The organism is Micromonospora eburnea (assembly GCF_900090225.1).
GTDB lineage: Bacteria > Actinomycetota > Actinomycetes > Mycobacteriales > Micromonosporaceae > Micromonospora > Micromonospora eburnea.
Map to the genome: position 1 here is coordinate 4,101,487 of NZ_FMHY01000002.1, position 24,193 is coordinate 4,125,679.

Consider the following 24,193-nt stretch of genomic DNA (forward strand, 5'->3'; position numbering starts at 1 on the left):
CTCAGCCCTCCACCGGCACGTCGTCGACGGTGGCGGGGGTGACGACGAGTACGCCGGTGTCGACGCTCTTGATCTCGGTGCCGTTCTTCAGGTACTCGGCCAGCAGCTTGACGGCCTGGTAGCCCTGCTCGGCCGGGGCCTGGCTGATGGTCAGGTCGAGCACGCCGGACTTGAGGTACTCGACGGTCTGCGGCTGCACGTCGAAGCCCACAGAGTGGATCTTCCCGGCGTTGCCGGACTGCTGGAGCCACTTGGCCCCGGCGGTAAAGCTGCAGCAGTCGAGGGAGACCAGGGCGATGGCGTCCTTCTGGGCGGCCATCGTCGACTCGATGGTGTTGTAGGCGGCGCTGGGCTCGTTGCCGGTGTTCACCGGCCCGACGATCTGCAGGCCGGAGTCCTTCACACCCTCCTGGAAGCCGGTGAACCGGTCGTTGGACCAGCCGGCGCCGGAGTCGACGGAGGTGACCACCACCTTGCCGGTCTTGCCGTTGAGCACACCGAGCAGTTCCTTGGCCAGGGACCGCCCGGAGGCCACCAGGTCCTGACCGACGAAGCCCATCTGCTTGGACTCCGGGTTGTTGGTGTTGAACGAGATGATGGGAATGCCCGCGTCGTACGCCTGGGCGATGACCGGCTTCAGGGCGTCGTTGCTGGACGAGGAGACGGCCAGGCCGTGGATCTGCTTCTGGTTGATCAGGGTTTGCAGCTCGGCGACCTGGTCGGCGGGGTTGCCGCCGGACGGGCCGATCATCTGGGCGTCGATGCCGAACTCCTTGGCTCCGCGCTCCATGCCCTGGCGGATCGGCACGGCGAAGGCCAGCGACGGGTCGTGGTAGCTCAGCTTGATCTTGAGCGGTTCGCCCTTCTCGACGGCCTTCTTGATGTAGTCGGCGAGCTTGAAGCCGCCGTCCGCGGTGGCGGTGCTGGCCGGGGTCACCGCGCCGCAGGCGGCGTTGCCCGCCAGGGCGAGGCCGAGGGTGGCGACGACGGCGATCCGTCGCCGGAGGGAGAGCTTCATTCGGGGGGCTCCTTGCGGTGTGTGTGGGGGGGTGTAGCGGGGGGGGTCAGCGTCGTCCTGATCGCCTGCGTAGCCAGGTGTCGGCGGCCACGGCGAGGATGATCACCGCGCCGGTCGCCACGGTCTGCCAGAACGAGGAGATGCCGCGCAGGTTGAGGATGTTCTGCAGGACGCCGATGAAGGCGACGCCGATGACGGTGCCGAGCATGGTGCCGGAGCCGCCGAACAGGGCCGCGCCACCGATGATCACGGCGGAGATGGCGGTCAGCTCCATCCCGGTGCCGGTGACGCCCTGCACGTAGGACAGGAAGGACAGGCCGAGCACGCCGGCCAGGCCGGCGAGCGTGCCGGAGAGGGTGAACGCGGCGACCTTGACCCGGCCGGTGCTGATGCCGCACAGCCGGGCGGCCTCGGCGCTGCCGCCGACCGCGTAGGTGTTGAAGCCGTAGCGGGAGCGGGACAGCACGATCGCGCCGACGACGGCGACCAGGGCGAAGATGACCAGCTGCATCGGTACGAGGCCGAACAGCTTGCCCTGGCCGAGCAGGTTGAACTCGGCCACGCCGGGGTCCTTGGCCGACAGCGAGATCGGCGAGCCGCCGCTGAGCAGCAGAGTCACGCCCCGGTAGACGCTCAGCGTGCCCAGGGTGACGATGAACGACGGAATGCCGAAGCCGACGGTCATCAGCCCGTTGAGCAGGCCGGCGACCGCACCGGCGGCGATGCCGCACAAGGCGGCGAGCGGCCAGGCGACGTCCGAGGTCATGAGCAGTCCGCAGACGACGGCGCCGAGGCCGTAGATCGAGCCGACCGACAGGTCGATCTCGGCGTTGATGATGACGAAGGTGACGCCGACGGCCATGATGCCGATCTGGGCGATCTGCTGGCCGACGGTCAGGAAGTTGTTCGCGCCCACGAAGCCCGGGGCGACCAGTGCGCCCAGGGCGAACAGCACGACGAGGGCGAGGAACGTGCTGGCTTCCCGGGCGTGCAGGAAGCGGTGCAGCGGAGAGCGGACGCCGGGGTCGGCGAGCCTCTCAACGGAAGGCGCCACGGGGGCGGTCGTCTGGGCCATCGGGTCTCACTTCCTCAGCAGGGCCGCAACGTCGTCCGGGTACGGCAGGGCGGGGATCACCTCGGCGATGCCGACGGCGTGCGCGCCGGCCGCGGCCGCGAAGCGGACCGCGTCGGTGAGGGCGTCGCCGCGGGCCAGGGCCACGGCGAGGGCGCCGGTGAAGGCGTCGCCGGCGCCGGTGGTGTCGACGACGTGGGGGACGGTGACCGGATCGACGCGTACCCGCTCTCCGTCGTGGTCGATGAGAGCTCCGTCGGCACCGAGGGTGAGCACGATCGTCCCGGCGTAGCGGGTGCGGATCAGCTCCACCAGTTCGTCGCCGGTGGCCGGGTCCTCGGGGGCACGGCCGGTGAGCACCCGCGCCTCGCTGGCGTTGGGTGTCACCACGTCGATCCAGGCCCACGCCTCGTCGGGCAGCGCGACGGCCGGAGCGGGGTTGAGCAGCGTACGCACGCCGCGCCGGTGGGCGGTACGCAGGGCGGCGAGGGCGACCGGCAGCGGGATCTCCAGCGAGACCACCACCAGGTCGGCCTCGGCGATGCGGTCGGCGAAGCCCTCGACGTCGGCCGGGGACAGCTCGTCCAGTGCGCCGGGGGCGATGGCGATCCGGTTCTCCCCGTCGGTGTCGACGAGGATGAACCCGACCATGGTGGCCGCCTCCGTGGTGCGCACTCCGGTGGCGTCGACGCCCTCCCGCGCCCACAGCTCGTACGCGGCGGCACCGAACTGGTCCCGCCCCACGGCCGTCAGCAGGCTGACCCGCGCGCCCAGCCGGGCTGCCGCCACGGCCTGGTTCGAGCCCTTGCCCCCGTGTCCGGAGGCGAACACGCCCCCGGACAGCGTTTCCCCGGCGACCGGCACCCGGGGCACCCGCATGGTGAGCCCGGCGCCGTAGCTGCCGACCACTGCAATCTTCATCCTGGCCTCATGTTCATGGACAACCATGTACAACTGGAGGGACCGTAGGAACCGCTGGCCGCCCGTGTCAATAGCCTGCCGGGCATCGAGTCGAAATATTTTCGCAACCCCGTGGCCACCGGCAGGCCGGTTTCGGGATGTTATGACCAGTTCGCCGGTCGGCCCCTCGGCCCGTACCCGGGACCCACGCCGGCCGGTCCCCCACCCGCACACTCCGCCCCGGGCCCGGCCGGACGCCGCCGGGGCGTCGACCCGGCGCGAAGGGCCGACGGCGGCACACCACTTTGGACGGGCATTGTGGAGAGGGCGACCAAAGCCGTTGCCGCGGCTACGAATCCGGGGGTTGAGCCCCTCGGTCGACACTCGGGCATCCAGGCCCGTCAAGGAGGTCAGCGTCTCCGGCCGGCCGGGTCAGGCGTCAGCGCGGCCCCGCACCCCCAGGCGGCGCCCAGACCGGAGGAACCTCACCCACCTGCCGCGCTGAATGTCACGAAGTCTCGACGCCGTGCCCGCGCCGTGCGGGCGAGCCACCGTCCGCCATCCTCGTGCACCTCGATGGGGTGGTCGAAGGAGGCGGAAACGTTCTCCGTCGTCACCGTGGCGCGCGCCGGCCCCGCCGCCACGACGAGGCCCGCCGCCACCAGCAGCGCGTGTGTGGTCGTGGCCGGCAGCTCTTCGAGGTGGTGGGTGACCAGGATCGACGCGATCCGAGGATGGGTCTCGTCCAGCATGTCGATGGTGTCGAGAAGCTGCTCACGGGCGGCGACGTCCAGGCCCGTGGCCGGCTCGTCCAGCAGAAGGAGCCGCGGCTCGTTGACGAGCGCGCGAGCGATGAGGGTCCGGCCTCGTTCCCCCTGGGAAAGCGTAGGCCAGCGCTCATCGGCCTTTCCGCTCAGCCCCACCGCGCCGATGAGCGCGTCGGCCTTGTCGACCTGATCCGGTCGGGCCCGCCAGCGCGGCGGCGTCTCGGTCGTGCCCGTGATCCCGGTGAGGACCACCTCGCGGACCGTCAGGGGTGAGCGCAGCGGATGGCGCGGGTTGACGTGCCCGATCATCCGGCGTAACGCTTGCAGCTCGACGCGGCCGAGTCGCTCACCCAGAACCCGCACGGTGCCCGAGGTCGGATGGTTGACCGCCCCGCAGAGACCGAGGATGGTGCTCTTGCCCGCCCCGTTGGGGCCGAGAAGCGCCCAGTGTTCGCCGGCCCTGACCGTGAAGGTGATCCCCCGGAGAATCTCCTTGTCCGCCCTCCGGAAGGTCACGTCGCTCAGTTCCAGCACCGGCTCCGAGCCCGCCCCGTCGAGAATCACGCGAGTGCCCGCTTCAGGGCGCTCAGGTGAGACCGGCTGCAGTGCGCGGCGGACTGCGGGTCACGATGGGCGATCGCCTCGACGAGCGCCCGGTGCGCCATCTGGTCCGCCTCGGGCGAGGCCAGCGGGTGCGCCCGCAACATGTCGACCATGGCCACGTGGATGCGTGGGACGAAGCTGTCGAACAACTCGGTCAGCACGTCGTTGTGCGCCGCGACGATGACCGCACGATGGAATGCCATGTCGGCGTCGACGTGTTCCTCGACGCGTCGCTCGCCCGCCGACCGCTGGGCCAACGCCCGTCGGATCGCACGGAGGTCCACCGGGGTACGCCGTTCGGCCGCCAGCGCGGCAGCCTCGGCCTCGACCGCGATCCGCGCCTCGATGACCGCGACAACGGACGCACGACGTAGCACCGCCGCCCGGTCCTCGGCGACGTCGAGCGCGGTGACGAACACGCCCGACCCCTGCCGGGAGTCGAGCACACCCTTACCGGCAAGCTCACGGATGGCCTCTCGCAGGGTCGACCGCCCGACGCCCAGCCGCGCCGCCAGTGTCGTCTCACCGGGGAGTTTGTGCCCCAGCGGCCACGTGCCGGCACGGACGTGTGCCAGCAGGACATCCGCAGTCTGTGCGGCAAGCGGGTGCCGCTGAACCAACGGAGGCATCGTCAGCCTCTTCTCCCGCCTCGGTACCTCGCGCTGAACTCCTCAACTTGTCTGAGGAGTCTACCCTCCCAGTGAACGTCCACAACAGGTGCAGCCACCTGATGGTCGGGCTCGTACGCTCCGCGCTGCCAACGAGCATCACCGGCGGCCGACCCGGGCCCGTCGAGGTGGAGCCCGCCGGCCCGGAGTATCGGACAAGTCGACCTGCGACCCACGGCGTAGCCGCGCCGGGACGTACCCGTACGGGCCGGCCGACGGGGGTCGACAGTGGACCCGACGCGGGTACGATGCCGGTCGTAGCACAGTGGCCCACGATCCTCCCGATAGGAGCCTGGCATGGCCGGCCCGGATGCCGAACTCGCCGCAAAGATCCAGTCCGACGTGCCGCACGCGGCGCGGATCTGGAACTACTGGATGGGCGGCAAGGACAACTTCCAGGCCGACCGGGCGGCCGGTGACGCCGTCGCCGAGGTCTACCCGGAGATCGTCGTCATGGCGCAGCAGTCCCGCCGGTTCCTGGTGCGGGCCGTGCGCTTCCTGGCCGCCGAGGCGGGCATCCGGCAGTTCCTGGACATCGGCACCGGTCTGCCCACCATGCAGAACACCCACGCGGTCGCCCAGCAGGTCGCGCCCGAGTCACGGATCGTCTACGTGGACAACGACCCGATGGTCCTCGTGCACGCCCGGGCCCTGCTGACCAGCACGACCTCCGAGGGCGTCACCACCTACGTGCCCGCCGACTACCACGACCCGGAGGCGATCCTCGCCGAGGCGGCGCGGACGCTGGACTTCGACCAGCCGATCGCCGTGATGTTCATGGGCGTGATGGGCTACGAGCCGGACCTGGACGTGGTGCGCTCGATCGTCCGGCGGACGATGGACGCCACCACGTCCGGCAGCTACCTGGTGTTGTGGGACGGCACCGACACCAGCCCCGCGGTGGTCACCGGTGCCGAACGGCTGGCGGAGAGCGGCGGCGTCCCGTACATTCTACGCAGTCCGGACGAGCTCGCCACCTGCTTCACGGGGCTCACGATGGTGGAGCCCGGCCTGGTGCCCATTCCGCTGTGGCACTCCGACGACCCCGCGGACAAGGGCATCGACGCGTACGGCGCCGTCGCCCGCAAGCCCTAATCGTCGTGCCGCTCCGCTCACTCGCCGTACCGGGCGGGTCTGGTCGCCGGCCGGCCTCGCCACCACGAACGCACCCCCCGCCCGATCAGCGCCGCGGAGACCACGCCCGGCCCGCAGTGCACCGCCAGCACCCCGGCCAGACTCGGGCCGCCCCAGTCCAGCCGGTAGCTGGCGGGGTCGGTCATGTCGATCACGAACGGCTCGGCGATGGCACGAGCGATCAGATAGAGCCCGAGCAGCACCCCGACGCCCGCAAATGTCTTCTTCACGCGGTGGACGGTAGGAGGAGAGCCGCAGTGTTCACGTCACTCCCCAGTATGATCATCGCCTTCGTACCTGGGTATGTCCCTGTCGCCGGCTGAAGCGTTGCCGAACGTCGCGCGGCAACGCCTGACCCCGTTCGATCCTCGCGGAGACCGCTACTCGTGGGTGGCCACCGCGGCGGTGGTGGTGATCGCGGCCGTCCTGCGCCTGGTCGACCTCGCCGGGCCGAAGGGCAAGATCTTCGACGAACGCTACTACGCCACCGACGCGTACAACCTGCTCACCCGCGGGATCGAGTGGGACGAGAAGAACAACACCGCGGGGTACGTCGTGCACCCGCCGCTCGGCAAGTGGATGATCGCGCTCGGCGAGTGGCTCTTCGGCTACAACGAGTTCGGCTGGCGTATCGCGGCCGCGGTCACCGGCACCGCGTCGGTCCTCATCCTCGTCCGGGTGGCCCGACGGATGTTCGGGTCCACCGCGCTCGGCTGCGCCGCGGGCCTGCTGATGGCGCTGGACGGCATGCATCTGGTGCTCTCCCGGTCGGCGCTGCTCGACATCTTCCTGATGTTCTTCGTCCTTGCCGCCTTCGGCACCCTGGTCCTCGACCGCGACGCCCGGCGACGCCGGTGGTCGCGGACGCTGGAGGACGGCCCCGGCCAGGGCGCACGCGCGGGTCGCCCCCGGTTCGCCGTGCCCTGGTGGCGGCTGGCCACCTTCGTCCTGCTCGGCTGCGCGTGCGCGGTCAAATGGAGCGGCGTGTGGTATGTCGTCGCGTTCGCCGCGCTGATGCTCTACTGGGAGGCCCAGACCCGACGCTCCGCCGGCGTACGGCGCCCGTGGCGCGGCGGGCTGCTCGACGAGATCGGTTGGCTGGTGCTCGGCGGGGTCCTTGTCTGCGCGGTCTACCTGGCCAGCTGGGCCGGGTGGTTCGGCAGCGACGACGGCTACTTCCGCCACTGGCTGCGCGACACCGGCCAGCGGGAGACGCCCGTCATCGGCGCGTTGCGGAACCTGTGGCACTACCACCAGGAGGCGCTGGGGTTCCATACCGGGTTGCAGGATCCACATCCATACCAGTCGTGGCCGTGGCAGTGGCTGCTGCTCGGTCGACCGGTCGCGTTCGACTTCTGGTGCGGCGGCGAGTGTGCCGGGCCGGCCCCCGCCAGGGAGATCCTGCTGCTCGGCACGCCGGTGCTGTGGTGGTCGTTCATCCCTGCCCTGGGGGCGCTGGTCTGGTTCGGCATCGCTCGGCGCGACTGGCGGGCGGGCTCGATCGGGGTGGGCGTCGTCGCCGGGTTGTTGCCCTGGTTCTACTTCGCGGCCGTCGACAACCGCACGATGTTCTACTTCTACGCCCTCCCCGCGGAGCCCTTCCTGATCCTCGCCGTGGTCTACGTGCTCGGCGCGATCATGACGCCGGCCCGTTCTCCGGTCACGACCGGCGTCGCGGTCGGCGGCGGGGACAGCGGAGGCGACCGCCGGATGATCGGCGCGATCACCGCCGGCCTGTACGTGCTGCTGGTCGCGGCCTGCTTCGCGTACTTCTATCCGATCTATGTCGGGAAGACCATCACGTACGCCGAGTGGGCGGCCCGGATGTGGCTGGGCAGCCGCTGGACGTAACGATGCGGCCGCCCCGGGGCGCACACCGTCGAGCCGTCCGGTCGGTCACGCGCCGGTCGCGAGGAACACCACGCCGATGGCGGTGATGGCGGCGGTGAGGCCCCACCCGGCTGCGGCGAGCCAGCCGGGGATGCGGTGCCCGCCCATCACCCTGGGGTCGCGGGCGAGCTTGATCAGAAAGGCCAGCGAGATGGGGGTGCCTATCCCGCCGGCGAGGCTGGCGAGAAACAACAGCCGGATCGGGTCGACCCCGGACAGCACGGCGGCGACACTGAGCGCGAGGGTGAGCGCGAGCACCAGGTAGAAGCGGAGTGCCTGACGGGCGGGCTGGGACAGGCCGCGACGCCAGCCGAACTCGGCGCCGACGATGTATCCGGTGGAGGCGGCCAGGATGGGCAGGGCCAGCAGGGTGGAGGCGAGCATGCCGATGGCGAACAGGTACGCGGCCCCGGGCCCGGCGACGGGTTCGAGGGCGCGGGCGGCCTGCTCCGAGGTCTCGACCCGGGTGCCCTCGCGACCGAGGGTGGCGGCGGTGGCGACCTGGATGAACCAGAAGATCGCCACGGCCACCACGACGGCCGCGGTCGACTGGACGGCCTGGAAACGCAGCCGGGAGATCGGTGGGCGCTCCTCCGCGTGGGAGATCGACTGCCAGACGTAGACGTAGCTGGTGAGGGTGGTGCCCAGCAGGGCGAGGGCGGAGGTGATGTGGAGCCTGTCGAGTGGCAGGGTGGGGACGAGCGTGCCGCGGGCTACGGCGTGCCAGTCGGGGCGGGCGAGGACGGCGGCGACGCCGAAGGCGATCAACACGAGCATGACGTACTGCAACAGCCGCTGCACCTTGTGAAAGGCCCCGGCGAGCAGCAGTACGAGGACCGCGGCGGCCAACGGCAGGGTCCAGATCCGCCAGCCGATGCCGGTGAGCAGTTCCAGCGCGGCACCGCCGGCGGCGACGTCGGCGGCCAGGGTGAACAGGTTCACCGCGACGATCGACACGAGCAGCAGCAGCCGCGCCGGGCGGCCGTACCGCAGGACGACCAGACGTTGCAGGTCGTGGCCCGTGACGACGCTGATCCGCGAGGCGATGGTCAGCACTCCCGCCACCAGGGGAATCAGCAGGACGGTCAACCACGCCAGGGAGTAACCGGTGGTGGAGCCGATCACGGACATGGTGCCCACGGTGGTGGGATCGACGTCGGACACGGCGGCCACCAGGCCGTTGCCCAACCCTGCGGTCAGCACGAGCAGCCGCCCGCGCCCGCCACCGTGCTGCGGCGAACTGGGCGGGGCGGTCACGTCGCTCGGTTCCCACCAGGCGGGTGGACAAACATTCCCGTCGCCCAAACCACACGTCACCGGCCGTAACCGCGCTTCGTGCCCCAAACGCCGCGCCCGGCGGGCTGTCGGGGGTCCGACTCGTCGGGCCCCGCCCGACACTTCGAGGGCTACCGTCATCGGCGTGCCGCCGGATCGGAGACCACCCGCGGCTGAGGGCGCCGTGCAGGTGCGGCTACTCGGCCCGGTGGACGTCACGGTGAACGGCAGGCCGCGCCCGGTGCCCGGGCTACGGCGGAAGGCCGTGCTCGCCGCCCTGGCCCTCCAGCCGGGGCAACCGGTCAGCGTCGTCCGCGTCATTCAGGTGACCTGGGACGGCAAGCCACCGGCGACGGCGGTCAACACCCTCCAGAGCCACGTCTCCTACCTGCGCCGGACGATCGGCCTGGGCACCACGATCGTGGCCCGGCCGCCCGGCTACCTGCTGGACGTCGGAGCCGAGGGCACCGACCTCCAGGTCGCCAGCGGGCTGATCCGGCAGGCCCGGTGCTCGGCCGACCCCGCCACGGCCGCCTCCCGGCTGCGGGCGGCGCTCGCGCTGTGGCGCGGCCGGCCCCTGACCGACGTCGCCGGCCTGACCTGGCTCGACGAACAGGCGCAATGGTTGACGACACTCCGGCTGGACGCCGTGCACGCGCTCGTCGAGGCCCGCCTCGCCCTGGGCGAACACGCACAGCTCGTACCCGAACTGGAGCGGCTGACCAGGCAACACCCCTACCACGAGGACCTCCGGGGTCAACTGATGCTCGCGCTGTACCGCGCCGGTCGCCCCACCGACGCGCTCGCCGCGTACCAGCGGTTCCGGCGGGTCCTCGGCGACGAACTGGGCACCGACCCCGGTCCCACGCTGCGCCGGCTCGAAGCCGCGATCCTGCGGCACGACGACAGCCTCGACCCGTCGCCGGTCCCGGCCCAGGTCACCGGCGCGGGCCCCGGGCCCGCCGCGCCGTCGCGGGCGGCACCCGCACAGTTGCCCCTGGCCCTGCCCACCTTCAGTGGTCGGGTCGGCGAGCTCGCCCTGCTGGACGCCGTACTCGCCGAGGAGGCCGGAAGGTCGCCGACGGTGGTGATCACCGTGGTGTCGGGGACCGCGGGAGTCGGCAAGACGGCCCTCGCCGTACAGTGGGCGCACCGGGTCGCGGGCCGGTTCCCCGACGGGCAGTTGTACGTGAACCTGCGCGGCTTCGACCCCGCCGGGGCGCTGGTGTCGCCGGCGGCGGCGCTCCGTTCGTTCCTCGACGCGCTCGGCGTCCCGGCCGAGCGGATCCCGGACGGCCTGGCCGATCAGGCCGCGCTCTACCGCTCCACGCTGGCCGGCCGGCGGATGTTGGTCCTCCTGGACAACGCCCGCGACGTCGAACAGGTCCGACCACTGCTGCCCGGCACACCCGGATGTCTCGTCGTGGTGACCAGCCGCAGCGAGCTGATCCCGCTGGTGGCGGTCGAGGGCGCCCACCCGGTGCCCCTGGACCTGCTGTCCGCGCCGCAGTCCCGGGAGTTGCTGGTCCGCCGGCTCGGGGCCGATCGGGTCGCGGCCGAGCCGGGGGCGGTGGCGGACATCATCGCCCGCTGCGCGCGGCTGCCCCTCGCGCTGGCCGTCGCCGCCGCCCGGGCCGCCACCCGACCGTGTCTCTCGCTCGCGGCGCTCGCCGCCGAGCTGCGTGCCGCCACGCCGGTGCTGGACGCCCTGACCGGCGGGGACCCGTCCACCGACGTCCGGGCCGTCTTCTCGTGGTCGTACCGGGCGTTGAGCGACGACGCCGCGCGGCTGTTCCGGCTGATCGGCCTGCACGCCGGCCCGGACCTCGCGCCCCCGGCCGCGGCCAGCCTGGCCGGCGTGCCACTGCGCCGGGCGTACGCGCTGCTGGCCGAGCTGACCGGCATGCACCTGCTCGCCGAGACCACCCCCGGCCGGTACGCGTTCCACGACCTGCTCCGGGCCTACGCCCTGGAGCGGGCCCACGGCGTGGACGACCGGCACGACCGGGACGCCGCGATCTGCCGACTTTTCGACCACTACCTGCACACCGGGCACGCCGCCGCCCGGCTCCTGGACGTCATCCGAGCCCCGATCCCACTGGACGCGGCACCGGCCGGTGTCACGGTCGGGAGCATCACCGACCCGGAAGCCGCGCTGGGCTGGTACTTGGCCGAGTACGGGGTGCTTCTCGCCACCGCGCGGCAGGCCGCCCAGGCCGGGCACGACGACCACGCCTGGAAACTGGCCTGGACCCTCAGCACCTTCCTCGTCCGCCAGGGCCACTGGCACGACCAGATCGCCGTCCACCACGACGCGCTGGTCGCCGCCCGTCGCCTGGCCGACCCGCTCGGTCAGGCCAACGCCGAACACGGTCTCGGTCTCGGCTACACCCGGTCCGGCAGGTTCGACGAGGCCCACCCGCATCTGCTCGCCGCCCTGGAGCTGTTCGGCGGCGTCGATGATCGGATCAGCCAGGCGCTCGTGCTCGACAGCCTGACCTGGCTGGCGGAACGGGAGGGCCGGCCGGCCGACGCGCTCGCGCACGCGGAGCACGCCTATCGCCTCGCCCGGGACACGGGCGACGCCGCCACCCAGGCGCGGCACCTCAACGCCATCGGCTGGTGCCACGGCCTGCTGGGCGACCACCGGCGGGCGGTCACCTACTGCACGTCGGCCCTCGACCTGTTCCGCGGGCTCGACGACCGGAACGGCCAGGCGGCGACCTGGGACAGCCTGGGCTACGCCTACCGCCATCTCGGTGCCCCGGAGCGGGCCGTCGGCTGCTACCACCGGGCCATCGACCTGTATCGCCAGCTTGCCGACCCGTACAACGTGGCGCTCAGCCTCGCCGACCTCGGCGAGATCCACGACGACGTCGGCGACCGGCGGGCCGCCCGGCGGGTCTGGCAGGAGGCCCTGTCCATTCTCGACGGGCTCGCGCATCCCGACGCCGAGGGCATCCGGACGAGGCTGGCCGGCGTCGGGTGCTCCGATGCCACTCTGTCGGGCGCCGGAGCGGCGGGCCCGGCATCGGGCCGGCCGACCGCGCCCGGCGGGTCCGCCGCCGGGTGACCGGAAGGCCGGCGGCCGACCCGGCGTTCACACCGGATCGACCGTCGGTCGGGTTGCCGTCGGCGGTCCGCCGTCAGCCGGACCTCACCACCGGATGATGATCGAGCACCACGGCGGGAACAACTTGCACTTGAAGGTGATGGTGAACTTCGGCCTCTTGCGGTTCGAGAACTCCACCGTGGGAACCTCGGTGCCGGCCTTGTCGGCGAGGTCGGCAATGGTCGTCTTCTCGGTCAGCTCCGTGGTGGTGTAGAGCTCCTTGCCGTCTTCGGAACGCACGACGGCCTGGTCCGGTTCGTACGGGTCGGGCACGCCGACCGCGTCGAGGATGTACTTGACCTCGCCGGCCCGGATGTCCCCCGCCCGTCCGTCGATCACCGCCTCGTCGACCCTGACCCCGCCACGGCCGTCCACGGTGATCACGTCGGTGGTCGCCATGATCGGGGAGTCGAAGGGGTACCACCCGAAGTGCCACTCCCCACCCTGGCAGTGGAACAGCAGGTACGTGGTGCCTTCGGGCACATAGGTGATGGTGACGTTGCCCTTGTCGTCGACGCTCTCGACCGGGCAGTCGGTGCCCTTCGGCGGCACCGGTTTGTCGTCCTGGGCGTTGGCCGTACCCGGCGCCGACAGCACCACGGCGGCGAGTACGGCGAGCGCGGTCCAGCGCACGCCCGTCCTGCGAATCATGTTCCCTCCCGTTGTTCGTGACCGGGTGACCCGGTCGCCACCACCCACCATCGCGGCACGGGCTGGAACGGCACTGATACGGCGCTGACGCCGCCGGTGGGGAGCCCACGCCCGACACGCCCCGCGCACGGCGTCGGACCACGTGAAGCGGATGCGGCCACGGAACAGGCTGGTGAAGCTGCATGCCCATGCATGGATCGCCTCTGTCGCTTCGGCGGGTTCACCTTCAGGCCCCGGCCGGCCCCCAACACCGGCCGGCAGGCCGCATGGATCGTCAACCAGGTCGGGGAGCATGCTCACGGAACGTCAATGAGCGCCGCTCGGAATATGTCGCTTTCACATAGATAGTCCCCGCCGTGGTTGTGCCACCAGCCCGGCCACACCCTTCCGGGCGCGACGCCTCAAGTAATGCTCAAATCCGGTTCGATCGATCAATGGTCGCCGAAGGACACCCATACGCTCCCCTCGGTTCCAGCCGGTCCCCATCGCTTCGGAGCCGACACGGAGGTTGCCTCACGGGACAGGTCCAACGGCATTCACCGCGTGCAACGGCGCAACGGTCAGCGTTGGCCAGCACATCAACCACCACGCCACAAGCAGAAGGAGGGAAGAATGCGACGCAAACAACTGCGCATCGCGCTTTTCGCGCTACCCGCCCTGGTGGGTAGCGTCCTCATGGCAACCACCCCCGCGGGCGCGGATCCCGCGGGATCGACCGCCAGGGCAGGCTCGGAGCGATCCCACCTCGAGGACCAGGACCCGGTACGCCTCGTGCGCATCCAGCTGGCCGGCGCCGACATGCTGGACAAGGTCGTCGCCGCCGGCTTCGACCTTGAGCACGGACTCCGGCGGGTGCCGACCGGCATCGAAGGCGAGGCGGTGGTGACCGCCGAGCAGATCGCCGAACTCGAGGCGTTGGGCGTCGAGATCCTCGACGACGGCCAGGGCTTCGCGTGGAGCGACGACGCCGACGGCGGCCTCCCGGCCTTCCGCGCGCAGGCCGTCCAGCCGCTCAGTCACGAGCAGACGGTACGGATCGTCCGCGCCGACTGGTTCACCACCAAGGGCCAGGGTTTCCTCTACGTCGAGGCGCGGACCACCGCCGGACAGCAGACGAACCCGATCGTCGCGATGCAGCTCGAGAACGACTCGGGCCCGGGCACGTCGTTCGGTTCCGCCCGGACCATGAGCCGGTTCGTCGACTCCGGTCAGTACATGTTCCACCGGAACCTGTTCAAGCTCGACGCGCGCCCGAGCCAGATCCGGGTCACGAGTTCGACCGGCGGCGTCGCCACCGGTTTCGTCTCCAACTGGCTCGAGGACGGTGCGCCGCCGCTGACGGCGAACCCGGGCTACAAGTGGGACTTCATCGACGGCTACAAGACCCCGCAGCAGCTCTACCGCCGGGCCGAAGAGATCGCCCGCCAGTACCCGAAGATCGCGGAGATCATCTACCTGCCCTACCAGACGAACGGCTACCAGCGTAAGGCGCAGGCCACGGTCGGCGGCACCGGGCAGGCTGCGGTCGTGGCCAGCTCGGCGGCGTGGGGCCACGAGGGTGGCAACGACATCACCGTCGAGTTCGTGAACCGGCCGGGGGCGAACCTCCCGCTCGCGGTCGAGGTCAACGGCAAAGCGATCCGCGTGCTGCTCGCCAAGGACGCCTCCGGCGGGCTCGCGAGCACCGCGGCACAGGTGGCGAACGCACTGAAGACGCAGTCCGGCGGCCTGATCGACCGGGCGCACCCGTACCGGACCAACGCGGGCACCGGCATCGTCCAGCCGACGCCCGTCCCGGTGGCGCTGACCGACTTCCTCGACGAGAAGCGCGTCGGCGCGCCGGAGGGCGAGGTGCCGCGCGGACCGGCCACGATCCCCGTCCTGCGGATCGGCAAGCACCGTGACGGCAAGAAGCCGGGTGTCCTGATCCAGGCGCAGGACCACGCCCGTGAGTGGGTGCCGGCGACGACCTCGCTGGAGGCGGCCGAGCGCCTGGTGCACAACTACGATTCCGACAAGGAAACGAAGAAGATCGTCGACAACACCGACGTCTTCCTCATCCTGTCCAACAACCCCGACGGGGCGAACTACAGCTTCTACAACTTCGCCTCTCAGCGTCGGAACATGACGAACCACTGCCCGGACGCCGACGCCGATCCGGCCCGGCGTAACTCCTGGGGTGTCGACCTGAACCGGAACTACCGGGTGGGGTCGGGCCACGACGGCTACTCGGGCGGGTCGACCAACTGCGTCAGCGACACCTACCAGGGGCCGGAGAAGCTGTCCGAGCCGGAGTCGAAGAACATCATCTGGCTGGTCGAGAAGTACTCGAACATCAAGTTCATGATGTCGGTGCACTCCAACGGCGGCCAGCTGTTCTGGCAGCCCGGCGCCTACATCGCGGACGGGCGGATCACCACGCCGCGCCCGCCGCTGGGTGACGAGGCGTTCTACTGGCAGTCGGCCGCCCGGATCCTCTCGCAGGTCAAGGCGCACCGGCAGACCGTCGTCACGCCGGAGAACGTCGGCGGCTCGTCGGACGTCCTCTACTCCTCGGCGGGCAACGTGCGCGAGGACCTGTACCACAACTACGGCATCTACGCGTTCGGCTGGGAGGTCGGCGGCTCGGTCTACAACCCGGCCACCGGCAACTGGCAGGGCGGTTCGTTCCAGCCGGCATGGGTGGGCAACCCGGACCTCGTCAGCGGCCACGCCGAGACGATGGAGTACGCCAACGGGATCATGGAGATGTTCCGGATCGCGGCGGACTGGGGCAAGGACAACAAGAAGCCGACCTCCTCACTGGCGCCCGGAGCGGGGACGTACGCCGGATCGGTCGACGTACGCTTCGAGACCAGCGAGCCGGCCACCATCTACTACACGACGGACGGCAGCCGCCCCACCCTCGAGTCGCCGCGCTACCAGGCGACCGAGTTCCGTGAGCCGGGGCAGGTGTTCCACGTGACCGAGACGACCACGTTCCGCTGGTTCTCGGTCGACGCCGCCGGCAACATCGAGCAGAACTACGACCCGACGAAGAACGACACGCGCAACAACTACCGCGAGGCGACGATCACGGTCGTCCAGCAGTAGTCCAAGCCCGGTGACCATCGCCTCGTCAGTGGGGCTCCGCCCCGTTGACGAGGCGATGTCGGACCGGGGCGGCGCCTTCCCGCTCGCGGCCGGACGGTCGCCGGCATCGGTAGGAGGTGGGGCCCTGGCCACCGAGCGCCCTGACCCGGATCATCAGCAACGGTTCAGGGCTCGGCTCCGGTCAGCGCCCAGACGTTGACCAGCAGCACCGCGCCCGCGGCGGCAGCCAGCGGCACGGCCAGGCCGCCGGCGAACAGGATGGCCCAGAGCCCGCCGAGTGCCGTGCCGACCAGGGCGAAGATCACGGCGCGCCCCCACCACCGCCGGTTCTCGGGCAGTGACGCCCCGGCCGGGAGGATGACGAAGTCGTGGAGGTTACCGCCCACATCGGAGCGTTCCTCCAGTACCACCCGTTTCGGTGGCCGGTGTCGTAGCCGGCCGATGGGAACCAGCCGGACCTGGCCCGGCAGCTCGATGACCACCCGGCGTTTCGAGGAGACGTCGCCGTGGACCGTGACGGGGACAGCGCCGCTCACCGAGTCCACCGCCGGGTGCCACATGACCCGCTGCCAACGGTCCGGGCCGCGGCGGCTGTCTTCCGCCAGGGCGACCCAGGTGCTGTTGCCGACCGAGATCGGCGGACCGTCCGGTCGGTCGCCCGCCAGCACCGACGCCATCATGAGGCGACGGGGCTGCCCAGCGGCGCGTCGAAACAGGAGGCCCCGCAGCATCCAGGCGAGAACGACGAGTACGGTCACGAAGCCCGCGATCAGGATCGGCACCACGAGGTCGTCCGCCTCGCTGGTCTCGTCCGGGTCGGCCGGGAAGCCGCGGGACCCGGGCTCGGCCGGGTCGTACGCGACCGGGAACGTCCGGCCCTTCGTGTAGCGATCGGTGTCGTAGATGCCGAACCGCTGCACGTGCTCGCGCCCGGCGTGGTCCATCCACCGGACCCGGATGTCGCCGACGTCGCCGATGCCGTCCTCGACGATGGTGCCCTCGACGACCGTGGTGGCCCGTTCGTACGCGCTGACGTACCGGTGCGCCCGCCAGCCGAGGACGGCCGCGATGACGGCGAACCCGAGCAGCGCGGCGGTCAGCGCGAGCAGCGCGACCCGAAGAACCGGCCGTCGGGGATTCATCGCAGCGCCCGCTCGTCGAAGCTCGGGAGCAGTTCCCGTATCCCGGTCGGATCGCCGCTGTCGACGGCGTGCCTCACCAAGTCCTCCACGTCGAGCGGCGCACCGCCGGGGCCGACCAGCACGCGCGCCGTCCACCGGCTGGCACGTGACCAGCCGGCCGCCAGGAGCGCCCCGGCGATCACGCGGCCGAGGCAGCCGACCAGGACGTCGCGCCCGGCGGTGGCCCGCATCGGTGGCGGCAGCTTTGCCAACTCCGGGTCGAGCGTCCGGGCCAGCTTCATCCAGTCGCCACCCGCCACCGCGTCGGCCGCGGCGGCCACCGCCCCGCGTACGGAGTCCTGTCCGGTCACCTCGACGAGATGCGACTCGGCCTCCCGTAGGCCTGCCTCCAAGCGTTCGGCTGGGAAGTCGAGGAGGCGGGCCGGTCGCAGCTCGTCCGGGCCGTCCTCCGAGCCGACCAGTTCCCGCACGCACCATCGCCGCAGCGCGTCCGCGTCCCGCAGCGGGACAGGTGCGCCAGTGTCCCAGCCCGGAGCCGGATGCTCGGGCAGTGCGGCGAGGCGGACGGCCAGCGGAGGCGCGATCGCGATGGCCATCGGGACGTCCTCGGCGGCGGCAGCCGCCATGCGCGGCGCGACATACCGGTCGGCGAGTGCCGCGTCGAGGGCTTCGTACAGGTCCTCCGGGTAGTCGCCGTCCTCGCCGAGCACCTCCGTCCACATTTCGCCGAGCAGGTCGAAGGTCTCGGACATGGTGCCGAGCTGGGTGAGGGCGCCGCGCACCGCCGGGGTGCCCGCGACAGCGGCGGCCTCGGCGTCCGCGGCCAGGGCCAGCGGCCAGGTGCGGGGCTGGCTCGCGCGCAGCAGCCGCTCGATCACTGCGGCCGGTGCCCGGAACCGGCCCTCGATGCTCTCCAGCAGCGAGTCCCGCGCCCCGAGCAACAGCTTGGTGCGCCGGCCGCCGGTGTGCTGTTGGTACGCGAACTCACGCGCCACGACGGCGGCCAGCTCGGCGCGGGTGAGCCGGCGTACCAGCGGCAGGCCGAGGAACAGGGTGCAGGTGCGGACCCCGGAAGCCCTGGTACGCAGCACGCCTGCGTCCAGCTCGGCCACGATCCGGACGAGCAACGGGACGCGGAGACCGAGTCGCTCGGCGACCTGCCGTACCAGGGCGGCCAGCTCCGGTTCCGTGGCCGGGCGTACGGCGTGACCGTGGAGCCGTGGCCGCCGCGTCGCCCTGCCGATCCCCGCGAGCCCGATCACGGGGAGCGCGATCCACACGAACGGCAGCCAGTCACGGAAGATCAACAGTGCGGCGAGCACCGCCAAGCCGATCAGGAAGGCGACCGGATGCGCGGCGACGATCATCGCTGCGATGAGCGCCCAGTCGCGGGCGGGCGACGGGCGGGAGGCGGGAGGATCTGCCGTCGTTCCCATCTCTCCCTCTGTGACCAGGGACACCGAGGATACGTCACCCGCCACCGTCACCGGTAGGCGCCGCGGTGACCGGGCCGATCAGGTGATCACGACGGCCGGGTCAGCGAGCCGCAGCTAGCGTTGCCGCCATGGACATCACCATTCACGCGGCCTTCCTCCCGCAGAACGATCCGGACGCCGCCCTGGCCTTCTATCGCGACGCCCTCGGCTTCGAGGTCCGCAACGACGTCGGGTACCACGGGATGCGGTGGATCACGGTCGGCCCCCCGAACCAGCCCGGTACGTCCATCGTCCTGCATCCACCGGCCGCCGATCCGGGCATCACCGACGACGAGCGCCGCACCATCGCCGAGCTGATGGCCAAGGGCACCTACGGCATCATCACCCTGGCCACCACCGATCTCGACGCCACCTTCGAGCGGCTGCGGGCCAACGACGCCGAGGTCGTCCAGGAGCCGGCCGAACAGCCGTACGGGGTCCGCGACTGCGCCTTCCGCGATCCCGCCGGCAACCTGATCCGCATCACCGAGCTGCGCTGAGTCGTCCCGTCGCTCGCCGGCCGACTAGCTGAGCCGGGGCGGAACCATCTCCCGCTTCCTGATCGGCCGCATGATCTGCTTGGCGACACAGCCGGGGAGGCCCGCCGCGTCCTCGCCGGCCAGCCGGCGGTAGGCGCTCGGTGGCATGCCGACCAGCTCGGAGAAGCGTGTGCTGAAGGTACCCAGCGACGAACAACCGACGGCGAAGCAGACCTCGGTGACCGAGAGGTCTCCGCGTCGCAGCAGGGTCATGGCCCGCTCGATGCGCCGCGTCATGAGGTAGCTGTAGGGCGACTCACCGTAGACGGCACGGAACGCCCGGCTCAGGTGTCCGGCCGAGAGATGTACGCCGCGCGCCAGCGCCTCCACGTCCAGCGGCTGCGCGTAGTCCCGGTCGATCCGGTCGCGTACCCGGCGGAGCAGGGCGAGTTCACGCAGGCGCGGGTCGGGTCTGGCGGTCACAGGTGACAGCCTGCCTGGTGAACCGCCGCGGCGCCCACCTGACCTTCATCTCGGGCGCGGCGACGGGACGCGGCAGAACGGTCAATGTGGAAGGTTTGGCGCATGACAACGGAGGAGATCCCGCTCACCGGGGGAAACGTGACGGCGGGCGTGGTCCGGGTCGGAGACACCGTACGCCGACGGGCCGGTCCCTGGACCCCGGCGGTCCACGCGCTGCTCGAACACCTCTGGTCGGTTGGTTTCCGGGGCGCACCCCGACCGCTGGGGATCGACGGGGAGGGGCGGGAGGTGCTCACCTACGCGGCGGGTGAGGTGCCGTGGCCGGGCCACTTCGACCTGCTGGAGCCGCACGATCGGCTCGCGAGGGCGGGCCGGCTGGTGCGGGAGCTGCACGACGCGCTCTCGACCTTCACCCCGCCGGACGACGCGCGGTGGAACGTCCTGATACCGGCCGACCGGGACGAGCTGATCATCCACCACGACCTCGCGCCGTGGAATCTCGTGATCGGCGAGCGCTGGGTGTTCATCGACTGGGACAACGCCGGGCCGGGATCACGGCTGTGGGACCTCGCCTACGCCATCCACGGCTTCGTCCCGATGTCGGCGCACCCGGACTGGCAGCACGCGGACGCGGGGCCGCGACTGCGGGCCTTCGTTGACGCGTACGGGCTGGACGAGCAGCAGCGCCGCGATCTGGCGCCGATGCTGACCGTGCGGACCCGGGCGATGCACGACTTCCTGCGGAAGCAGTCCGCGCTCGGCGTGGAACCATGGGCGACCCACTGGCGGACCGGGCACGGCGACGCGTGGCGTGCGGACGCCGAGTACACCGAGCGTCACACGGGCCGGTGGGTGCAGGCCCTGCTGGACTGAGGCCGCCCGGGTGCCAGGTGGCCTCAGGCCGGCTCGCGATCCGCGCCGACGCCGTCACCCGCATGGGCCGGGTGGTCGACGGGCCGCAGGTACGTTGAGCCCTCGGTCCCGGGTGCCCTGCCCGTGTGGTCCGGCGCCGGGCCGACCAGCCGCCGGATCGGTTCACCCACGGGTTGGCTCGCGCCGGGCGTCGATCCCGCCGTCGTCGGGTCCGTGGCTGCCCGCAGACCGAGGCGGATCGTGCCGAGCAACAGCAGCAGGACGACCTCGCCCAGCGCGACGGCCCGTTCGATCAGCCCGAGGTACGCCTTCAGCGGCGAACTCGTCAGGTAGGCGGAGACGAACGGAACGAGGGCGACCAGGCAGAACGTCGCGGTCCCCGCCACCACCCGCACCCCCGGTCCGCATCGCCGCCGGGCCGTCAGCAGCGCGCCGAGCGGCAGGCCGAGCAGGGCGATCACGGACGCCCACTTGTGGATCTCGCCGGTCATGGTGTTCGGCGCCCCCACCGGGTCGCGCGGGAAGACGGTCAGGATCACCAGGCCGAGGCACCAGCCGGCGTAGCAGGCGGTGGCCGGGGGCACGGCGGTCTGCCGTCGCCACAGCAGCGGACCGAGCAGGCACACCGAACCGGCGGCCAGCACCAGAACCGCCGTGTCGAAGATCCAGCCGTCCGGGGCGAGCGCGTAGTCGCTGATCGTGTCCGCGACCGGGCTGAGCCGGCGCACCAGCACGTGCAGCAGGGCGAACAGCACCATTGCCAGCGCGGCGGCGGCCAGGCCGAGGACGCGGCCGAGCCGAGGCGTCGACAAGGGCCCCTCCCTATCCGATGACCTTGACAAGTGCCCACCTTCCTGCCGTGTCCGGGTCGGCAACCAGAGGCGCTGGGCCGCAATACCCGCTGCCCGGCGAACTACGCCACGCGCCCGGCCCTGGTTGGTCGGCCCGACGGTGCGGCGACCCCGGTCCGGGCGGGCCGCCCGGCGTGGCCGTACCCCTGCGGGCGGCCCGCCCGACGCGGGCCGTTCCGGGCCGGGCGACGCCCGGCGGAGGGACGAACGCGCAGCCCGGCTGGACACCCGTCCTTCCCTGGTACGGGGCGGGCACGGCGACGAGGGTGCAGGGTGGGCACGCCCGCTCGGCCGTGCCGTCCAGCCACCACCCGTCCGGCGTGCCGGGTGCGGAGCGTGTGGAGGTGAGCCCGGCCATGTCCGCGGAGATCCTGCTGGGTGACGGTCAGTGGCGGTTGTGGTCCCAGTTCGCGCTGCGGGGACCAGGTTTTCCGGTCGCCGGCGTACTGCGCCTCGCGCCGCCCGGCCTGGCGGACGCGGCCGACCGGTTCACCCCTGGGCGGAGCCTGTCCGGGGCCGACTGGGACGGGTTCCGGACCGACTTCGCCGACGCGGCGGTCCGTACCGCCCGGGAACTACAGGACGTCGCCGGATCGGAACGGTTCCAGGCCGCCCTCGCGTGGCAGAACCCGGCGTTGCTGCGTACCGGGATCAGGCCGTTCCTGGACTGGTCACCGACCGCGGCGGGGCGGACCAGCATGCCCCGGCAGCGCGAGGAACTGGTCGCGCACTACTGGCAGCGGTTCTGCGTCAAGAACGACACCATCGGCTTCTTCGGCCCGGTCGGCTGGGGCGAACTGGATCCCGACGTACCCGGCCTCACCGTGGCCACCGGCACCGGGCTGATCGCCGAGTCCAACGTCTACTTCTCCAGCTGGGCGGTGGACACGTTGGCCAAGGCCATCTCAGAGGAGGCCGACCTGCGCGAGTGGATCCCGCCCCGACGCCTGCCGTTCGTCCGCGCCACCGAGGACTCGATCCTGGTGCCGGGCCGGCCGGCACAGCCGGTTGAGCCGCTGCACCGGGCGGTCCTCGCCCACTGCGACGGGGTACGGCAGGTCGCCGAACTCGCCGCCGTGGTCTCCGCCGGGCTCGGCCGGGCGGTCACCGTGGCCGAGGTCGTCGAGGCGCTGGAGCACCTCGCCGCCAAGCGCTGGGTCGCGTGGCGGCTGGAGGTCCCGGCGGACGCGTATCCCGAGCGGCACCTGCGCGCCGCCCTCGACCGGATCGGCGACCCGGGGCTCCGCGAACGTGCGCTGGCCAGGCTCGACGCGCTGGAACACGCCCGCGACCGGGTACGCGCGGCGGGCCAGGACGCCGCCCGGCTCAGGACTGCGGTCACCGCCCTGGAGGAGGACTTCGCCGAGCTGACCCGCTCGCCGGCGCAACGGCAGAAGGGCAGCCGGACGGCGTCCTGCCGGGCGTTGGTCTACCTGGACTGCCGGCGCTCGGCCACGGCGGTCGTCGGCGCCCCGGTCCTCGACGAACTCGCCCCGCTCGGCCTGTGCCTGGCCGCCGCGCGCTGGATGACCGGCCGGGTCGCCGAGTTCATCGGCGCACGCCTGCGGACGGTGTACGACGACCTGCTGGCCCGCAGCGGCCGGGTCGACCTCAACACGCTCTGGCTGGCCTGCCTGCCCGTCCCGCACCCGGAGGCGGCCGAGGGCGTCGCGGCGATCCAGGCGGAGCTGCGCGAGCGGTGGGCGAAGATCGTCGCCGCTCCCCCGGCGTACGCCGGGTCCAGCTCACCTGCTCCGAGATCGCTCCCGAGGTGGAGGCGGCGTTCGGGGACGCCGGCCCCGGCTGGGAACTCGCCCGCTACGTCAGCCCGGACGTGATCATCTCCGCGCCCGGCGCCGACGCGGTGCGCGAGGGGAACTTCGAGTTGGTGCTCGGCGAGCTGCACCTGGCGCTGAACACCGTCGGCGCCTCGCTGTTCGTGCGGCAGCACCCGGACCCGGCCGCGCTGCTGGCGGAGACCACCCGGGACTTCCCCGCCCCCCGGATCCTGCCGATGCTGCCGAAGGAACAGCTGCCCCGGTGGTCCGCGCGCAGCCAACCCACCCTGGTCCGCCCCGAGGACTACTACCTCGGGCTGGTGGACTGGACCGCCGACCCGCGCCGTCCGCGTACGGTGATGAGCGCCGACGTGCCGGTGCTCGACCACGACGGCCGGCTGGTGGTCGTGCTGCCCGACGGCGCGGAGTTCGACCTGCTCGAGGTGTTCGGCTTCGCGATGACCAACCGGGTGCTGGACCGCTTCAACCTGCGGCCGGACGCGGACCACTCGCCGCGGGTGACCATCGACCGGATGGTGGTGAGCCGGGAGGCGTGGCGGTTCGGGGCGGGCGCGCTGGAGTTCGCGGACGAACGCGACGAGGCCCGGCGGTTCGTCCGGGCCCGGTGGTGGCGGGCCGAGCACGGGATGCCGCGGTTCGTCTTCGTGGTCCTGCCCGGGGAACCGAGGCCCTTCTTCGTGGACTTCGACGCCCCGGTGTACGTGAACATCCTGGCGAAGGCGGTACGCCGGCTCGCCCGCAAGGACCCGGACGCGCGACTGAGCGTGACGGAGATGCTGCCCACCCCGGAACAGACCTGGCTGACCGACGACCAGGGCGACCGGTACACCTCCGAGCTGCGGCTCGTGGCCGTACACCGGTCCCGGTAGATCGAGTAGTTCCGGATCGGGTCGGTGGCCTGATTCCTT

Annotated in this window: 17 protein-coding genes and 2 pseudogenes; 7 read left to right on the top strand and 12 right to left on the bottom strand. The window is 71.7% G+C overall.

The features are described 5' to 3' along the window. Nucleotide 1 precedes the first annotated feature (1 nt). From GA0070604_RS18265 to GA0070604_RS18285, 5 genes and pseudogenes are all read right to left on the bottom strand, one after another. Nucleotides 2–1,018, bottom strand: a complete 1,017-nt coding sequence (locus tag GA0070604_RS18265) for a substrate-binding domain-containing protein (protein ID WP_091119519.1) — start codon at nt 1,016–1,018, stop codon at nt 2–4. A gap of 100 nt (nt 1,019–1,118) precedes the next feature. Continuing rightward, nucleotides 1,119–2,072, bottom strand: a pseudogene (locus GA0070604_RS18270) (ABC transporter permease); the annotation flags it as partial. Between the two features lie 27 nt (nt 2,073–2,099). Further along, nucleotides 2,100–3,011, bottom strand: coding sequence for a ribokinase (locus GA0070604_RS18275; protein ID WP_091119526.1), 912 nt, complete (start codon nt 3,009–3,011; stop codon nt 2,100–2,102). A gap of 464 nt (nt 3,012–3,475) precedes the next feature. Then, a complete protein-coding gene (locus GA0070604_RS18280) occupies nt 3,476–4,321 on the bottom strand; it encodes an ABC transporter ATP-binding protein (RefSeq protein ID WP_091119529.1) in 846 nt (281 codons plus the stop codon). Further along, a complete protein-coding gene (locus GA0070604_RS18285; RefSeq protein WP_091119533.1) occupies nt 4,318–4,989 on the bottom strand; it encodes a FadR/GntR family transcriptional regulator in 672 nt (223 codons plus the stop codon). The genes GA0070604_RS18280 and GA0070604_RS18285 overlap by 4 nt, the downstream gene beginning before the upstream one ends. Nucleotides 4,990–5,325: 336 nt before the next feature. On the opposite strand from GA0070604_RS18285, the gene GA0070604_RS18290 reads away from it, so the two are divergent. Next, nucleotides 5,326–6,123, top strand: a complete 798-nt coding sequence (locus GA0070604_RS18290) for an SAM-dependent methyltransferase (RefSeq protein WP_091119537.1) — start codon at nt 5,326–5,328, stop codon at nt 6,121–6,123. A 17-nt stretch (nt 6,124–6,140) separates the two neighbouring features. Here GA0070604_RS18290 and GA0070604_RS18295 read toward each other — a convergent pair whose 3' ends face one another. Continuing rightward, complete coding sequence (locus GA0070604_RS18295) at nt 6,141–6,392, bottom strand: hypothetical protein (protein ID WP_091119541.1); 252 nt, start codon at nt 6,390–6,392, stop codon at nt 6,141–6,143. Between the two features lie 73 nt (nt 6,393–6,465). Between GA0070604_RS18295 and GA0070604_RS18300 the strand changes: the two genes are divergently transcribed. Continuing rightward, entirely contained in the window at nt 6,466–8,013 is a 1,548-nt protein-coding gene (locus tag GA0070604_RS18300) for a dolichyl-phosphate-mannose--protein mannosyltransferase (RefSeq protein ID WP_091119544.1), read from the top strand. Nucleotides 8,014–8,058: 45 nt separating this feature from the next. Here the strand turns inward: GA0070604_RS18300 and GA0070604_RS18305 are convergent, their stop codons facing one another. Continuing rightward, nucleotides 8,059–9,309, bottom strand: a complete 1,251-nt coding sequence (locus tag GA0070604_RS18305; RefSeq protein ID WP_244161978.1) for an NRAMP family divalent metal transporter — start codon at nt 9,307–9,309, stop codon at nt 8,059–8,061. A 163-nt stretch (nt 9,310–9,472) separates the two neighbouring features. Between GA0070604_RS18305 and GA0070604_RS18310 the strand changes: the two genes are divergently transcribed. Further along, entirely contained in the window at nt 9,473–12,400 is a 2,928-nt protein-coding gene (locus GA0070604_RS18310; RefSeq protein WP_244161979.1) for an AfsR/SARP family transcriptional regulator, read from the top strand. Between the two features lie 84 nt (nt 12,401–12,484). Here GA0070604_RS18310 and GA0070604_RS18315 read toward each other — a convergent pair whose 3' ends face one another. After that, nucleotides 12,485–13,090, bottom strand: a complete 606-nt coding sequence (locus GA0070604_RS18315; protein ID WP_141721329.1) for a hypothetical protein — start codon at nt 13,088–13,090, stop codon at nt 12,485–12,487. Nucleotides 13,091–13,702: 612 nt separating this feature from the next. Between GA0070604_RS18315 and GA0070604_RS18320 the strand changes: the two genes are divergently transcribed. After that, complete coding sequence (locus tag GA0070604_RS18320) at nt 13,703–16,183, top strand: M14 family zinc carboxypeptidase (RefSeq protein ID WP_167363513.1); 2,481 nt, start codon at nt 13,703–13,705, stop codon at nt 16,181–16,183. A gap of 164 nt (nt 16,184–16,347) precedes the next feature. Here the strand turns inward: GA0070604_RS18320 and GA0070604_RS18325 are convergent, their stop codons facing one another. Both GA0070604_RS18325 and GA0070604_RS18330 read right to left on the bottom strand, forming a co-directional pair. Continuing rightward, entirely contained in the window at nt 16,348–17,325 is a 978-nt protein-coding gene (locus GA0070604_RS18325) for a DUF3592 domain-containing protein (protein WP_091119554.1), read from the bottom strand. Continuing rightward, nucleotides 17,322–18,761 (bottom strand): M48 family metallopeptidase, encoded by a 1,440-nt coding sequence (locus tag GA0070604_RS18330; RefSeq protein ID WP_141721330.1) that lies wholly within the window; start codon nt 18,759–18,761, stop codon nt 17,322–17,324. Before GA0070604_RS18330 ends, GA0070604_RS18325 begins: the two co-directional genes overlap by 4 nt. 128 nt (nt 18,762–18,889) lie before the next feature. Between GA0070604_RS18330 and GA0070604_RS18335 the strand changes: the two genes are divergently transcribed. After that, the gene (locus GA0070604_RS18335) at nt 18,890–19,300 is read left to right on the top strand and encodes a VOC family protein (RefSeq protein WP_091119561.1); all 411 of its coding nucleotides are present in this window, start codon (nt 18,890–18,892) and stop codon (nt 19,298–19,300) included. A gap of 24 nt (nt 19,301–19,324) precedes the next feature. Here GA0070604_RS18335 and GA0070604_RS18340 read toward each other — a convergent pair whose 3' ends face one another. Next, nucleotides 19,325–19,762, bottom strand: a complete 438-nt coding sequence (locus GA0070604_RS18340; protein WP_208602106.1) for a helix-turn-helix transcriptional regulator — start codon at nt 19,760–19,762, stop codon at nt 19,325–19,327. 102 nt (nt 19,763–19,864) lie between these two features. Between GA0070604_RS18340 and GA0070604_RS18345 the strand changes: the two genes are divergently transcribed. Beyond that, the gene (locus GA0070604_RS18345) at nt 19,865–20,635 is read left to right on the top strand and encodes a phosphotransferase (RefSeq protein ID WP_091119568.1); all 771 of its coding nucleotides are present in this window, start codon (nt 19,865–19,867) and stop codon (nt 20,633–20,635) included. Nucleotides 20,636–20,658: 23 nt separating this feature from the next. Here GA0070604_RS18345 and GA0070604_RS18350 read toward each other — a convergent pair whose 3' ends face one another. Beyond that, nucleotides 20,659–21,447 carry a DUF998 domain-containing protein gene (locus tag GA0070604_RS18350; RefSeq protein WP_091119572.1) on the bottom strand — a complete coding sequence of 263 codons (789 nt, stop codon included), beginning with the start codon at nt 21,445–21,447 and terminating at the stop codon, nt 20,659–20,661. 395 nt (nt 21,448–21,842) lie between these two features. Here GA0070604_RS18350 and GA0070604_RS18355 point away from each other — a divergent pair. Then, nucleotides 21,843–24,154: pseudogene (locus GA0070604_RS18355) on the top strand (lantibiotic dehydratase). Nucleotides 24,155–24,193: the final 39 nt, after the last annotated feature.